The sequence below is a fragment of the Tautonia sociabilis genome, from assembly GCF_003977685.1.
Classification (GTDB): Bacteria; Planctomycetota; Planctomycetia; order Isosphaerales; family Isosphaeraceae; genus Tautonia; species Tautonia sociabilis.
Genome location: NZ_RYZH01000023.1, coordinates 14,633 through 28,915, shown reverse-complemented (window position 1 = coordinate 28,915; position 14,283 = coordinate 14,633). Strand labels below are relative to the sequence as shown.

General features: G+C 69.7%; 11 protein-coding genes and 1 pseudogene. 2 read left to right on the top strand and 10 right to left on the bottom strand.

All coding sequences use genetic code 11. The annotated features are described in order from the left end of the window. Positions 1–6 precede the first annotated feature (6 nt). Positions 7–1,464, top strand: coding sequence for a DUF1501 domain-containing protein (locus TsocGM_RS12940; protein ID WP_126725796.1), 1,458 nt, complete (start codon positions 7–9; stop codon positions 1,462–1,464). A gap of 82 nt (positions 1,465–1,546) precedes the next feature. On the opposite strand, the gene TsocGM_RS12935 is transcribed toward TsocGM_RS12940, so the two are convergent. From TsocGM_RS12935 to TsocGM_RS12915, 5 genes are read right to left on the bottom strand one after another with little or no spacing between them, the layout of a single operon-like run. Further along, positions 1,547–2,329 (bottom strand): 3-keto-disaccharide hydrolase, encoded by a 783-nt coding sequence (locus TsocGM_RS12935; protein ID WP_126725795.1) that lies wholly within the window; start codon positions 2,327–2,329, stop codon positions 1,547–1,549. Between the two features lie 20 nt (positions 2,330–2,349). Continuing rightward, positions 2,350–4,458 carry a substrate-binding domain-containing protein gene (locus TsocGM_RS12930; RefSeq protein WP_126725794.1) on the bottom strand — a complete coding sequence of 703 codons (2,109 nt, stop codon included), beginning with the start codon at positions 4,456–4,458 and terminating at the stop codon, positions 2,350–2,352. A gap of 1 nt (position 4,459) precedes the next feature. Further along, the gene (locus TsocGM_RS12925; protein ID WP_126725793.1) at positions 4,460–5,392 is read right to left on the bottom strand and encodes an ABC transporter permease; all 933 of its coding nucleotides are present in this window, start codon (positions 5,390–5,392) and stop codon (positions 4,460–4,462) included. Next, positions 5,389–6,900, bottom strand: coding sequence for a sugar ABC transporter ATP-binding protein (locus TsocGM_RS12920; protein WP_126725862.1), 1,512 nt, complete (start codon positions 6,898–6,900; stop codon positions 5,389–5,391). Before TsocGM_RS12920 ends, TsocGM_RS12925 begins: the two co-directional genes overlap by 4 nt. Positions 6,901–6,902: 2 nt before the next feature. Beyond that, positions 6,903–8,177 (bottom strand): L-rhamnose isomerase, encoded by a 1,275-nt coding sequence (locus TsocGM_RS12915; RefSeq protein WP_126725792.1) that lies wholly within the window; start codon positions 8,175–8,177, stop codon positions 6,903–6,905. A 316-nt stretch (positions 8,178–8,493) separates the two neighbouring features. On the opposite strand from TsocGM_RS12915, the gene TsocGM_RS12910 reads away from it, so the two are divergent. Continuing rightward, positions 8,494–10,509 carry a dipeptidyl-peptidase 3 family protein gene (locus tag TsocGM_RS12910; RefSeq protein WP_126725791.1) on the top strand — a complete coding sequence of 672 codons (2,016 nt, stop codon included), beginning with the start codon at positions 8,494–8,496 and terminating at the stop codon, positions 10,507–10,509. A gap of 71 nt (positions 10,510–10,580) precedes the next feature. Here TsocGM_RS12910 and TsocGM_RS12905 read toward each other — a convergent pair whose 3' ends face one another. The 5 genes and pseudogenes from TsocGM_RS12905 to TsocGM_RS12885 form a co-directional block, all read right to left on the bottom strand. Continuing rightward, the gene (locus tag TsocGM_RS12905; protein WP_233578817.1) at positions 10,581–11,135 is read right to left on the bottom strand and encodes a molybdopterin cofactor-binding domain-containing protein; all 555 of its coding nucleotides are present in this window, start codon (positions 11,133–11,135) and stop codon (positions 10,581–10,583) included. A gap of 20 nt (positions 11,136–11,155) precedes the next feature. Then, positions 11,156–11,269: pseudogene (locus TsocGM_RS27930) on the bottom strand (hypothetical protein); the annotation flags it as partial. A gap of 122 nt (positions 11,270–11,391) precedes the next feature. After that, complete coding sequence (locus TsocGM_RS12895; protein ID WP_126725788.1) at positions 11,392–11,832, bottom strand: VanZ family protein; 441 nt, start codon at positions 11,830–11,832, stop codon at positions 11,392–11,394. Between the two features lie 451 nt (positions 11,833–12,283). Further along, positions 12,284–13,099, bottom strand: coding sequence for a carbon-nitrogen hydrolase family protein (locus TsocGM_RS12890; protein WP_126725787.1), 816 nt, complete (start codon positions 13,097–13,099; stop codon positions 12,284–12,286). Positions 13,100–13,145: 46 nt separating this feature from the next. Further along, positions 13,146–14,279 (bottom strand): alpha/beta fold hydrolase, encoded by a 1,134-nt coding sequence (locus TsocGM_RS12885; protein ID WP_233578814.1) that lies wholly within the window; start codon positions 14,277–14,279, stop codon positions 13,146–13,148. Between the last annotated feature and the right edge of the window lie 4 nt (positions 14,280–14,283).

The window sequence follows — 14,283 nt, the reverse complement described above, 5'->3', positions numbered from 1 at the left end:
ACGACCATGGATCCCCGCACCGAACGCCTGCAGCACGTCACCCGCCGCCACTTCCTCCAGGGGATGCCGGTCGGGCTCGGCGCGGTCGCCCTGGCCTCGCTGCTCGACGATGGCGCCCGGGCCGCCGATCAGGCCCGGCCGGCGACCGACCCAATGACTCCCCGGCCGCCGCACTTCGCCCCGAAGGCGAAGAACGTCATTTACTTGCACATGTCTGGTGCCCCGCCTCATCTGGACCTGTTCGACTACAAGCCCGAACTGGTCAAGCACAGCGGCGAGGACTGCCCCGCTGAGTTCCTCGAGGGCCGCCGGTTCGCCTTCACCACCGGGACGCCGAAGCTTCTGGGCACCCCCCGGACCTATGCCCCCCGCGGCGAGGCCGGCATCTGGATGTCCGACGCCGTCCCCCGCCTGCACGAGGTGGCCGACGAGATCTGCCTCGTCAAGTCGATGTACACCGACCAGTTCAACCACGCCCCGGCCGAATTGCTGCTCTTCACCGGCTCTCCCCGGCAGGGTCGGCCGTCGTTCGGCTCCTGGGTGACGTACGGACTGGGCTCGGAGAGCCGGGACCTGCCCGGATTCGTCGTGCTCATCTCCAGCGGCGTCCAGCCGAGCGCGGGGCAGGGGGCCTGGGGCAGCGGGTTCCTGCCCTCCGTCTTCCAGGGGGTCCAGTGCCGCTCCGAGGGAGATCCGGTGCTGTACGTCTCCGACCCGCCCGGCATGGACCGCGACCTCCGCCGAAGGAGCCTCGACGCCCTGCACGAGCTGAACGCGATGCAGGCCCAGGAGCTGGGCCATCCCGAGACGGCAACCCGGATCGCCCAGTACGAGCTGGCCTTCCGCATGCAGATGTCGGTTCCCGAGGTCATGGACATCTCTCGAGAGTCTCCCGAAACCATCGAGGCCTACGGCGCTCGTCCCGGGGCCGCCAGCTTCGCCAACAACTGCCTGCTGGCCCGTCGGCTGGTGGAGCAGGGGGTCCGCTACGTGCAATTGTTCGACTGGGGCTGGGACTTCCACGGCACCAACCCCCGCGAGGACCTCCGCGACGGCCTCACCCAGAAGTGCGCCACGATGGACCGCCCCGTCGCCGCCCTCATCAAGGACCTGAAGGCCCGCGGCCTGCTCGACGAGACGCTCGTCGTCTGGGGAGGAGAATTCGGGAGGACTCCCTTCCGCGAGGGCCGCACCGCCGCCGGCAGCATCCTCGGCCGCGACCACTACCCGGATTGCTTCGCCGTCTTCCTGGCCGGCGGCGGCGCCCGGGCCGGCTACTGCCACGGCGAGACGGACGAGCTGGGCTTCTCCGTGGTCGAGAACCCGGTGCACGTCCACGACCTCCAGGCGACGATCCTCCACCTGCTCGGCTTCGACCACGAGCGGCTGACCTTCCGCTTCCAGGGCCGAGACTTCCGCCTGACCGACGTCCACGGGAGGGTCGTGCCGGAATTGCTGGCCTGATCGGCTCGCCGACGGCAGGGGCCGAGGCCGGGGGAAGCGGATCCTTCCCCCGGCCTCTCCCCGATCGAGCCGCCACAATCCGTCAGTCGAGCGGCAGGATCTCCACCTTCCGGAACTCGATCGGATGGCTCTCCGACTGCAAGGCGAGATGCCCCTCGGTCAGCCGGAGGTCATCCCCCTTGATCAGCCGCTTCGCGTCCGCATCGGTGGGGTCGTACTGGGGCTGCTCGTACTCGATGACGACCTCCCCGTCGACGAGGTGCTTGATCGTCCCGTCCTTCACCTCAACCTCGACCGTGACCCACTGGTCGCCGTCGTACGTCTTTGACGTCGAGTTGGTGCAGTGCTGAGTGTGCAGCCTACCGTTCATCACCACGTTGGTGCCGGGAGTGCAGAGGTTGGCCGTCGGCCGTTCCCCCTCGCCGAGGCCGCCGAGGAACTGGACCTCGATCGAGACGGGGAAGTTCTGGTCCTTCGCCATGCTCTCGGCCGATTGGCTGTGGATCATCACGCCGCTGTTCCGACGGGCCCAGGACGGCCCACCGGGGCACTGCTCTCCCACGAATCGGTACTCGATCCGAAGGCGATACTCGGAGAACGAGCGATCCGAGACGAGGTGGCCGAACCGATCGCCGAACCCGTCGTAACCGTCGAAGGACACCTTCAGCACGCCGTCCTCGACGCGGAACGTGTCCGAGAAATTCTCGCCGGCCTCGAACCCGGTGATCTTCGGGGTCCAGCCGGTCAGGTCCTTGCCGTTGAAGAGCGGGATCCACTCCTGCTCGGCCGGCGAGCCGCCGGCCAGGGCCGGCGCGGCGAGGGCGAGGCAGAGCAGGGGGGTGAGCACGCGAATCCGGTCGAACATGACGAGGGCTCCGATCGTGATCAGAAATCGAATTGGTCGATGTTCGCCTCGGTGAACGTGAAGGGCTCGCCGAGCAGGATGTTGTCCCCCCGGATGTCGACCGAACCGAGGCGGCCGGCCTCGAACCGATCGTCGCCGGGCTTCAGGGTGCCGTCCTCCAGGGCCTTGGCGGCGTGGACGGTCAGGTAGCCCAGGTCCATCGAGTTCCAGAGGATCACCGCCTTGGTGATCCCCTCGTGCACGTATCGTTTGTTGTCGTTCGGCAGGCCGAGGCCGATCACCTTCACGTCGTCTCGGCCGGACTGCTTGACCGCCTCGGCGGCGCCGGGGACGGCGGGGGTGCAGATGGCCATAATCAGTTCGACGTCGGGATAGGCGTTCATGATGTTGATCGCCTCGTCGTAGGCCTTCTGCTGGAGGTCGTCGCAGGGACGGAGCACGGCCATTTCGATCTCGGGGTACTTCTCCGCCCGCCGGAGCTCGATCTGCTCTTGCCAGGAGATCATGTTCGCCGCGGTGAGGGACGCGGTGATGATGGCGAACTTTCCGTCGCCTCCCATGATCTCGGCGGCGGTGTCCATCAGGGTGCGGCCGATCCCCTCGGGGGTGGCCTGGTTGACGAAGAAGGTGCGGGCGTCGGTCGCGGCGTCGGCGTCCCAGGTGATGACGGTGATGCCGCGATCCATCGCCTTCTTCAAGACGGAGGCGATGCCATCGCGGTTCTCGACGGCGACGGCGATCACGTCGACGCCCCGGGTGATCCAGGTGTCGATGATCTGGTTCTGGCGGGCGGGGTCGGGGTCGGTGGGGCCGTCCCAGATGAGGTTGACCCCCAGCTCCTCGGCGGCTTCCTCGGCTCCCTTGCGGCAGGCGATGAAGTAGGCGTTCCCCTTGCTCTTGGGCATCATCGCCACGGTGATCGGCCGGCGGCCGGGGGCGGACGCATCGGCCGTCGCCGAGGACGGGGCGGTCGGGCCGCCGGCACCGACAAGCCGATCGGTGAGCGATCGCACCACGTACACGTTGCTGGCCGCGACGATCGCGCCGGCCGCGAGGATCACGGCGCAGATCACGGCCACCTGCGAGTTCTTCACGGTCCACTCCTCGTCGGAATCGACATGCGCATGCCCTCTGGAGGTCGTCGGCGAGGCCCTCCCCGTCCGGCGATCCAGGCCGATGGCCAGCAGCAGCAAGGCGCCGGTGAGCACGCCCGACAGCTCGGCCGGCAGGTCCGCCAGCCGCATCCCGTTCTGCAAGACGGCGATCGTGAACAGGCCGAGCAGCGTGCCGACCACGCTCCCCCGACCGCCGAAGATGGAGGTGCCGCCGAGCACCACCGCCGTGATCGCCAGCAGCTCGTATCCCAGGCCCGCGTCGGCCTTCGCCTGGCCGAGGTGGGCGACGTAGATCACCGCCGCCAGCCCGCTCGCCGTCCCGGAGAGGACGTAGGCCAGCGTCACCAGCCGATCGACCCGAAGGCCCGCGTGCCTCGCCCCCTCGGGCGAGTACCCCACGGCCACCAGGCCGCGGCCGACCGTGCTGCGGTGCAGCAGCACCCAGAAGCCGAGGGACACCGCGGCGAAGATTGGCACCTGCGCCGGCACCACGCCGCCAAGGTAGCCCTGGCCCAGGAAGAGGAACCCCGACGGGAAGTCGGTGAAATTGTCCACGCCCCCCGTCATCCCCTCGGCCAGCCCCCGGAACAGGGAGAAGGTGCCGAGGGTGACGATCAGCGGAGGGATGCGCAATCGCGTGATCACCAGTCCGTTAAGCAAGCCGGCCAGCGCCCCCAGCCCGATCGCCAGCGCCGCCGCCATCGGGATCGGCAGCTCCGCGTCTCGCCAGAGCGAGCCGAAGACGACCGCCGCCAGGCCCATCAGCGAGCCGACCGACAGGTCGATCCCGCCGCCGACGATCACCGGCGTGAGCGCCACGGCGAGCAGGCCGATCTCGACGCTCAGCCGAAGCACCTCGAAGCCGTTGGTCACGGTGAGGAAGTTCGTGCCGATGGCCCCGAAGATCACGATCTCTAGCGCCAGCAACGCTCCCAGTGCCGCCTGCGCGGGCTCGACCCGGCCCGGCCTCGGCGGGGTTGATTGGCCGATGGTCGTCCCGGTGGTCGTCGCCATGTCAGCGGTCCCCCCGGTCCAGCGCGTCGGTCGCCACCGCGAGCAGGATGATCAGCCCCTGCACCGCCTTCTCCCACTGCGGCTCGGTCCCCAGGAACACCAGGGCCGGGCCGATCGACCCGAGCAGCGCCACGCCGATCAGGCTGCCGACCGGCGACCCTCGCCCCCCCGAGATCGCCACTCCTCCCACGACCACCGCCGCGATCACTTGCAGTTCCAGCCCGGTCCCCGCGTTTGGGTCCACGTCCACGAACCGCACGGCGCTGAGCAGAGCGGCCATCCCGGTCAGCATCCCCATCGCCACGAAGACGCCGAAGACCACTCGGGCCGGGCGCACGCCGGCCAGGCGGGCGGCCTCGGGATCCGACCCGGTGGCGTAGATCGCCCGGCCGGCCGAAAGGTTTCGCAGGCCCCAGGAGAACGCCCCGAAGAGGAGCATCGCCGACGCCAGGATGAGCCACTGGCCGGCCGACTGCCCGGCGCCGAACCACTGGAACCCCTCGGGAAGGTCGCTCACGAACGCCCCCTGCCGGCCGTAGCGGAGGGCTTCTCGCCAGATGACCATCGTCGCCAGCGTGACGACGATCGACGGCAGGCCCACCACCGCCACCAGCCAGCCGTTGGCCGCCCCCAGGGCCGCGCCGACCGCCAGCGTGCCCGCGGCCACCATCGGGATCGGCAGCCCCGCCTTCGCCATCAGGCCGGCGGCAACGCCGCAAACGGCGAACTGCGAGCCGATGGAGATGTCGATGTGCCGGCACACGATCACCATTGTCATGCCCACGGCCGCCACCACCACCGGGGCGTTCCGCACCGCCACCGCCATCAACTGCCCCGCCCGGAAGAACCGCGGCGCGACGACGGCCAGCACCGCCATCAGGGCGGCGAACGCCACCAGCACCGACAGCTCCCTCCGGTAGCGACCGAGCCTCATCGTCCCGCCGCCTCCCTCGCCTCGTGCCCGAGCGCCAGGTGGAGGATTTCCTCCTGCGACGCCGCCGATCGGTCCACCGTCCCCACGATCGTCCCCCCGTACATCACGGCGATCCGGTCGCTCATGCCCAGGATCTCAGGCAACTCGGACGAGATCATGACGATCGCCATTCCCTGCTTCGCCAGTTCCCCCATCAGGCGGTGGATCTCCGCCTTGGCGCCCACGTCGATCCCCTGGGTCGGCTCGTCCAGGATCAGCACGCGAGGCCCGCTCGCCAGCCATCGGGCCAGGGCCACCTTCTGCTGATTGCCGCCGGAGAGGACACCGGCAGGGGAGTCGATCGAGGGGGTCTTCACCCCCAGCCGATCGACCATCGTCGCGGCTAGGGTGCGCTCCTTGCGGAAATCGAGCAGGCCGAACGTCGAGATGGCCCCTAGCGTCGCCAGCGTCGCGTTCGAGGCGACCGACATCGGCGGGATGATCCCGTGCCGTCGGCGGTCCTCCGGCACGTAAGCGATTCCCAGCGCCACCGCGTCGTCGGGAGACTCGATCCGCACCGGCTGACCGTCCAGCCGGATCGTCCCCGAGTCGGCCGGGGTCAGGCCGAAGAGCACCCGGGCCGTCTCCGTCCGGCCGGCCCCCACCAGCCCGGCCAGGCCGAGGATCTCCCCCGATCGCACGAAGAAACTCACGTCTCGCACCCCCGAGGCCCGGCATCCCAGCCCCTGCACCTCCAGCACGACCGCTCCCGGCTCGACCTCAACCTTCGGGAAGACCGCGGACAGCTCTCGGCCGACCATCATGCGGATCAGCTCCGCCCGGTCGACCTCCGCCATCGCCCGGGTACCCACCAGTCGGCCGTCCCGGAGGGCGGTCACGCGGTCGGCCACCTGGGGAAGCTCCTCCAGGCGATGCGAGATGTAGATGATTCCCACGCCCTGGGCCTTCAGCTCGCGGACGACGGCGAACAGGTGCTCCACCTCCTGATCGCCCAGCGAGGCGGTCGGCTCGTCCATGATCAGGATCCGGGCGTCGGCCCCCAACGCCCGGGCGATCTCGACAAGCTGCTGCTCGGGCATCGTCAGGCGGCGGACCTCGACCTCCGGGTCGATCGTCGCGCCGATCCGGTCGAGCAGCGCCTTGGCCCGCCGCCTTCGATCGTGCCAGCGCACCAGATGCAACGGCCCGCCGGGCTCCAGCCCCAGCGCGATGTTCTCGGCCACCGTCAGGTCGGGGAACAGGGCGGGCTGCTGGTAGATCGCCGCGATTCCCAGCGCTCGGGAACGCACCGGGTCGTTCTCCTCGACCGGGAGGCCGAGGACCTCCATCGTCCCCTCGTCGGGCTGATGGGCGCCGGTGATCACCTTGATGAGCGTCGACTTCCCCGCACCGTTCTCGCCCACCAGGGCATGCACCTCGCCCGCTCTCAGGTCGAACGAGACACCCTGGAGGGCCTGCACGCCCGAGAACGCCTTGCCGATGCCGGTCAGCCGGAGCAGCGTCTCCACGATCACGCCCCCGCCTCGACGCGCTTCGCCAGCACGTCGCGCTCATACGATCGGATCGCGTCGAGCCATTCGATGCCCCCCGGCACGCCCCGCTCCTGGCAGTAGTAGTCCCAGACCGCCCCCGAGGGGAGCAGCTTCGCTTCCTCCAGCAGGGCGAGACGGCCCGTCAGGTCCCCCTCGGCCTCCAATGCCCGGAGCCGGTCGATCGGCTCCAGCAGCGCCCGCAGCAGGGCCTTCAGGAGGTTCCGGGCGCCGATGACCCAGGCGGCCACGCGGTTGATGCTCGCGTCGAAGAAGTCCAGGCCGAGGTGAACCCGGCCGAGGTAGTCGCCTCGGACCAGCTCCTGAGCGATCGCGTCGAGTTCGTCCGTAAGGGTGACGACGTGGTCGCTGTCCCACCGCACTCCCCGGCTGACGTGCAGCAGGGCCTCGTCGAGGAAGGCCAGCACGGCCGAGAGCTTGTCGGAGAGCACCTCCGTCGGATGGTAGTGCCCGGCGTCGAGGCAGAGCAGCTTGCCGCGGGAGACCGCATAGGCCAGGTAGAACTCGTGCGATCCCACCGTGTACGCCTCGGCCCCGATGCCGAACAGCTTCCCCTCGACCGCGTCCTTGTTCCGGGCCGAGTCGATCGGCTCGGCGAAGATCGCATCGAGCGAGGAGAGCAGCCGCTCGCGAGGCCCCTTGCGGTCGACCGGCAGATCCTTCGAGCCGTCGGGGATCCAGAGGTTCGTGACGCAAGGCGTGCCGGTCGCTTCGCCGAACGCCGCGCCGATGCGACGACAGATGATGCCGTGGTCGACCCAGAACCGTCGGATGGCCGGGTCGGGGTGGGAGAGGGTCAGGCCGTCGGCGGCGAGCGGGTGGGCGAAGAAGGTGGGATTGAAGTCGAGGCCGACGCCCCGGCGTTTCGCCCAGTCGATCCACCGGGAGAAGTGCTCGGGGCCGAGGGCGTCGCGGTCGACCGGCCGGCCGGGAGCCTCGGCGTAGCTGGCGTGGAGGTTCAGGCGGTGCGAGCCGGGGATCAGGCTCAGTGCCCGGTCGAGGTCCGCCCTGAGTTCGTCGCCGTCCCTCGCCCGGCCCGGGTAGCGGCCGGTGACGGCGAGGCCGCCGCCAATCTCGCCGCTACTCCCCTCGAACCCGACCACGTCGTCCCCCTGCCAGCAATGCAGCGAGACTGACAGCCGGCCCAGGCGGTCGATCGCCCGGTCGACGTCGACGCCGAGTTCGGCGTACCGCTCCCGGGCCAGCGCGAACGCCTCGCGCACGTTCCGATCCATCAATCGACCCCCAGCCGACCCCGAGACGCGCCGGCGACTTCGGACCTCGACGCGGCCCCGCCGACGATCGCTCTACTTTAGAGCAAGCCGGCAGCCGATGCGAGGAGGCACCCCCGGCCCCTCGGATCGGCCGAGGCCCCCTCCGGCGCCTGGCGTCCGGGATGCCCGGGGATCGGGCCCGCAGGCGCTCCGCTCGCCGGCTGGGCCGCCCCCCGCCTCCCGGCTATCATGGGAGCCCGTCCGCCTGTCCTCGCCCGCGGCGGCGACGGGCCATGCCGCCCGCCCTCCCGATCGACCGAACCGAGGAGCCCACACGATGCGACCGCTCCCGCTGATCCTCCCCGCCCTCCTCTGGGGTGCGATCGTCCCGACGCCCCCCGCCCCGGCCGACGAGCCCGAGGCCGCCGTCGACCGGAACTACTTGCTCGAACGCATCGGCGACGCCGCCGTCGTGCAACTGTACGCCGATGGCTTCGAGGGCCTCCCCCTTCAGCAGAAGATTCTCATCTGGCACCTCTACCAGGCCGCGATCGCCGGGCGGGATATCTACTACGACCAGCGCTCCCCCTACGGGCTTCGCATGCGAGGAATCCTGGAAGGGATCCTCTCCCACCCCGAGGGGATCGACGCCGACACCCTGGCCGAAATCCGGCGCTACGCCAAGCTTTTCTGGATCAACTCCGGCCCCTATAACAACCTGACCGCCCGCAAGTTCCTCCTCGAGTGCTCCCCTGAGGCCCTGCTCGAGGCCGCCCTCACCGCCGACCTCAACGGGGCCGACTTCCCCACCGAGGGGGGCGAGTCGGTCGCGGCGCTTGTCGGCCGCTTGGAGCCGATGTTCTTCGACCGCGACTTCAAGCCGATCGTGACCAACAAGACCCCTCCCCCCGGCGGCGACATCCTGCTCGACAGCGCCAACAACCTGTATGTCAACGTCTCCATGGCCGACCTCGTCGGCTTCCAGGAGGTCTACCCGCTCAACTCCCGCCTGGTGAAGCGTCCCGACGGCACGCTCGTTGAGGAGCCCTACCGCATCGGAGGCCGCTACTCGGAGGAGATCCGCCGCATCATCGAGCACCTGGAGGACGCCGCCGCCTTCGCCCCCGATCCAACCGCCGAGGCCCTCCAGGCGCTGATCACGTACTACCAGTCCGGCACCGTCGAGGATCGCAAGGCCTACGACATCGCCTGGGTGCGCGACACCGACGCCCAGGTCGACACCATCAACGGCTTCACCGAGGTCTACATGGACGCCCGAGGCGTGAAGGGCTCGTGGGAGGCCGCCGTCTTCTACGTCAACGAGGAGAAGACGGCCGACATCAAGACGCTCGCCGCCGAGGCCCAGTGGTTCGAGGACCACATGCCCTGGGATCCGGCCTACCGCAAGCCGGATGTGACTGGCATCACCGCCAACGCCATCGAGGTGGTCATCGAGACCGGCGACTGCGGCCCCGTCACCCCCATCGGCATCAACCTGCCAAACGACCAGGAGGTCCGAGAGCGATTCGGCAGCAAGTCCGTCTCCCTCTCGAACGTCATCGAGGCGTACGACCGCTCCACCCCCACTGCCTTCCGGTCCGAGTTCGCCTGGGACGAAGGGGAGGTCGAACGAGCCGAGCGCTGGGGAGGCCTGGCCAAGGAGCTGCTCGTGAACATGCACGAGGTCATCGGACACGCCTCCGGCCGCGTCTCCGACGATCTCGACGGCCAGCCGCAGGACTCCATCAAGGAGTACTACTCCGCCCTCGAGGAGGGGCGGGCCGACCTGATCGCTCTGTACTTCATGCCCGACCCGAAGCTCGCCGAGCTGGGCCTCGTCTCCGCCGAGGACCAGGCCGAGATGGCCCGGGCCGCCTACGAGGACTATACCCGCAACGCCCTGGTCCAGCTCCGCCGCGTCCCCGAGGGGGACCAAATCGAGGAGGACCACATGCGGAACCGCCAGATGGTCGTCCACTGGCTCATCGCCAACACCGACGCCATCGAGATCCGCGAGCGAGACGGCAAGACCTACTACGTCATGACCGACCCCGACGCCTTCCGAGCCGGCGTCGCCGAGCTGCTCGCCGAAGTCCAGCGGATCAAGTCCGAGGGGGACTACGACGCCGCCAAGGCCCTCTTCGACGCCTTCGGCATTCGCTTCGACCCCGCCCTCCGAGACCAAGTCGTCCGCCGCGTCGAGGCGCTCGACCTCCCCTCCTACACCGGCTTCGTCATGCCTCGCCTCGAGCCGAAGTACGACGACGACGGCGAGATCGTCGATGTCGCCATCTCCTACCCGATGGATCTGGAAGCCCAGATGCTCGAATACGCCCGCTTCGGCAAGGAGTGATCGATCCACCCCCACCCCCTCCCCGTTCCCGGGAACGGGGAGGGGGTGGAGGCCTGCTCCGCTCCCGTCGCTCACCCGCCCGCCTTCAAACCGTCGGGGACCATCGGCATCGACCGGAGGCGGACCCCCGTCGCCGCGAAGATCGCGTTGCCGATCGCCGGGGCGATCGCCACGATTGGCGTCTCTCCCGCCCCGCTCGGCGGCAGATCCGGGCGGTCGAGCAGCACGATCTTCAACTTGGGAAGGTCCATCGTCCGAGGCACCCGGTATCGGGAGAAGCGGTTGCTGAGGATGCGGCCGTCCTCGAACCGGATCCGCTCGAACAGCGCCCCGCCCATCCCCTGCACGACCGCCCCCTCCACCTGGTTGCGCAGGTGCATCGGGTTGACGATCGCCCCGCACTCGAACGCGGTCACGGCCCGGACGACCGCGACATCGCCCGACGCCGGGTCGACCGCCACCTCGGCGACCGAGGCGACGAACCCGCCCTTCTCCCTCCCGCACGCCAGGCCAACCCCCCGGCCCGACTCAGAGGAGGTCGCCCCCTCCCAGCCAAACCCCTCGACGGCCGCCTCCAGGACGTCCTCCACGCGATGCTGTCGACGATCACCGAGCAGGCGTCGCACTGCCCCTCGCCGCAGCCATACTTGCTGCCGGTCAGGCCCAGTTCGTCGCGCAGCACTCCCAGCAGGGGCCGGTCTGGCTCGGCTGGCACGCGACGGGGCTCGCCGGGGCCTCCTCCGGTTGGGGTGCGAGGCATCTCGGCCGGCCAATCGTCCCGGAACGGGACGGGACGAGATGAGACGAGACGGGGGCCGGCCATCCGCAATCCCCGATCCTATCGGCTCGGCCTGTCCGCCGTCGACCGCTTCCCGGCCGCCCTCACCGAGACGGCGACGCCGAGACCCGGCGCGAGCCCCCCGGCGCCGATGTCGCCCACCGCGCCGACGACACCGCCAGCGCCCCCAGGATCGCCCCGATCGTGTTCAACAGCACGTCGTCCACGTCCGCCGTCCGGTGCCCGCCCGCAAACTGAGCCAGCTCGATCGCCAGGCTCATCACCGCCCCCGCGACCAGGGCCATCGCCGGCCCTCCCCTCCCCGGACGAATCAGCCCGACAATCATCCCCATCGGCGCCAGCAGGGCGAGGTTCCCCCCCAGGTTCATCACCCCCGACCACCCCCCGGCTTCCCAGCACGCCGAGATCGTCCGCATCGGCACCAGGTTCGGCGCGGGCTCCGGCTGCGGAAAGATCACGAGCGTCAGGTCGACCAGCGTGACCAGATAGGCGGCCCCCAGGCCGATGATCGCCGGCGTTCGCATGGCCCCGCCCCCGGATCATCTCCCGTCCGAGGCCGACCTCCTCGGCCCCATCGGATCCGATCGGCCAACCTTCCGGGGGCCGCCCACCTCCGTTTGAAGCCTCCCGTCTCCCGGCCCGCACGTCCCGATGATCCGACCCGATCGCCCCGACCCTCCCGGTCCGATCGCTCCCCGATGACCCTCGCTGGCCGACACCCTTCCCTCGGGCGATCCGATCCCCCCCGGGATGCCGGGCTCGGTGCTTCGAGACGCCGATCCGGCCCCGAGTCCTCGCCCAGACCGTCCCCTCGGAGCCGAGATCCGACGACGCGAGGTCCGACCGCCTCGCCCCGGAGAATCTCGGCCGAGGACCGGAACCCCGGAGAGCAAGACGGGCTCGAGGGAGGCGAGGTCCTCCTCGGCGATCGCTCGGCGGGCGGCCCGCTCGTTCGGCGAACGATCGCCTGAGTGGTCAGAGCCCCGGGCGGAAGTGCTCAGCCACCGGGATCGCCCGGCGGATCTGGGCCACCCGATCGAGGTCGATCTCCGCCAGGGCGAGGCCCGGCCCCTCGGCGGCAGTGGCGAGGACCTGGCCCCAGGGGTCGACGATCATCGCGTGACCGAACGTCTCGCGCAGGCCCTCGTCGTCGTGCCGGCCGCACTGGGCCGGAGCGATGACGAACGCCTGGCACTCGATCGCCCGAGCCCGCACCAGCACCTCCCAGTGCGCCCGGCCGGTCGTCAGGGTGAACGCGGCGGGCACGCACAGGATCTCGGCGCCGTCTCGGACCAGCCTCCGGTACAGGTTGCCGAACCGCAGGTCGTAGCAGATCGACAGTCCCAGCCGGCCCACGGGCGAGTCCGCCACGACCGGCACCGACCCGGCCGCGATCCGATCCGACTCGCGATAGCGGACCGTCTCCGAGACATCCACGTCGAACAGGTGAATCTTCCGATAACTCGCGATGACCTGGCCGTCGGGGCCGAACAGGACGCTCGTATTGTGGCAGCGGGCCGGGTCATCGTCGCGGCGCTCGTTGAACGAGCCGAGCAGCAGATGGATGCCCAGCTCCCGGGCCAGCCCGGCGAATCGCCCGCAGGTAGGGCCTCCGATGGGCTCAGCCAGGCGGACCTTCTCCTCCGCCGGGCCGAGGTAATTGGAATTCTCCGGCGTCGCCACCAGCGAGGCCCCGTAGCTGGCGGCCCGGGAGATCAGGTCCCTCGCCTGGCACCAGTTCGCCTCGGCATCGGAGGTCGAGGTCATCTGCACGGCGGCGGCCAGGAACATGGGGACGGCCTCCTTCGCTCGCTCGCTCCCCCCGGGGCGATCGCGATTAGCGCTGCGGGCTCGGGAGCGGTGCCTTCTGGCGCCGGTCGAGCCAGTCGATCACCTCGGGGAAGATCTCCTTCGGGGCGTGGCGGCTCCAGACAAGGTCGCAGTGGCCGTAGTCGGCGACGTGCCCCTGGGACCGGCCGAAGCGGAGGAAGGTCTTGTCGGCGCTGCCGAGGGCCTGGTAGGTCTTCCACTTCGAATGCAGATCGGCCAGGATGTCGCCGTCGCCGGCCACGAACAGCGTTGGGGTGTGGATCTCCGAGAGCCCCTCGTAATAGTCGATCGAACCGTCCTCCGAGACTAACCGCCCCGACTCCAAGTAGCGATCCATTTGCCGAAGGGCTCCGGGACCTGGATCCTCGAGGGTCGAGCCATAGAAGCGGGCCACCGTTTCCGGATCGACATTGTCGGCCGAATAGTAAAAGCGATCGATTTTCTCCAGCCCCGGCGGACGAACAATCGCCATGGGACGGGCGATTCGGCCGGTGCTGATGGCCTTCATCAGCATCCTCAGCCCGCGGTTGGCCCGGAGCATCTTCTCCGCCTCGGGAGAGTCGGCAATGCAGGCCGGGCTGCCCATCGCCACGAAGTTGGCGATCCGGTGCGCCTGATCCGACCGCTCCAGGAAGGCGAACATCAGCATCCCCCCCAGGCTGTGGCCGATCCAGTTGACCCGCTCCTCCCCGGTCTGCTCCCGGACGTATTCGAGGATCGCCGGCACGTCGTAGAGCGCCTGGTCGTCCATCGTCCACTCGTCGTTGCCGATCTCCGGGATGACCGTCTGCCTCAGCGCCGCGTTGACCCAGCCGATCCCACCGTCCCGGTAACTGGCCCCCGAGCCGCGCAGGTCGACCACGAACACCTCGTAGCCCTGGGCGACGAGCTGCGACGGCAAGTGGTCGTGGGTAATCGTCCAGAACGTGCCATTGAGCCCCAGGCCGTGGCAGAGCACGACGGGCAGCTTGTCTGGGTCGGGCTCGACCGGCCGGTAGTGCCGGATCCCCAGCCACCAGCCGTCGGCCGTCCGCGCGAAGCCGTCGTCGCACGGCCGGAGGTCGCGGTTGATGTTCATCCGCCGGAGCGAGGCGCAGCCCGAGATCCCCAGGGTCAGGGCACAGGCGGCGACCAGCGCCACGACA

Excerpts from the sequence above, each read along its gene's own strand:
- TsocGM_RS12940 (WP_126725796.1), top strand. The coding sequence starts at position 7 with ATGGATCCCCGCACCGAACGCCTGCAGCACGTCACCCGCCGCCACTTC.
- TsocGM_RS12935 (WP_126725795.1), bottom strand. The coding sequence starts at position 2,329 with ATGTTCGACCGGATTCGCGTGCTCACCCCCCTGCTCTGCCTCGCCCTC.
- TsocGM_RS12930 (WP_126725794.1), bottom strand. The coding sequence starts at position 4,458 with ATGGCGACGACCACCGGGACGACCATCGGCCAATCAACCCCGCCGAGG.
- TsocGM_RS12925 (WP_126725793.1), bottom strand. The coding sequence starts at position 5,392 with ATGAGGCTCGGTCGCTACCGGAGGGAGCTGTCGGTGCTGGTGGCGTTC.
- TsocGM_RS12915 (WP_126725792.1), bottom strand. The coding sequence starts at position 8,177 with ATGGATCGGAACGTGCGCGAGGCGTTCGCGCTGGCCCGGGAGCGGTAC.
- TsocGM_RS12910 (WP_126725791.1), top strand. The coding sequence starts at position 8,494 with ATGCGACCGCTCCCGCTGATCCTCCCCGCCCTCCTCTGGGGTGCGATC.
- TsocGM_RS12895 (WP_126725788.1), bottom strand. The coding sequence starts at position 11,832 with ATGCGAACGCCGGCGATCATCGGCCTGGGGGCCGCCTATCTGGTCACG.
- TsocGM_RS12890 (WP_126725787.1), bottom strand. The coding sequence starts at position 13,099 with ATGTTCCTGGCCGCCGCCGTGCAGATGACCTCGACCTCCGATGCCGAG.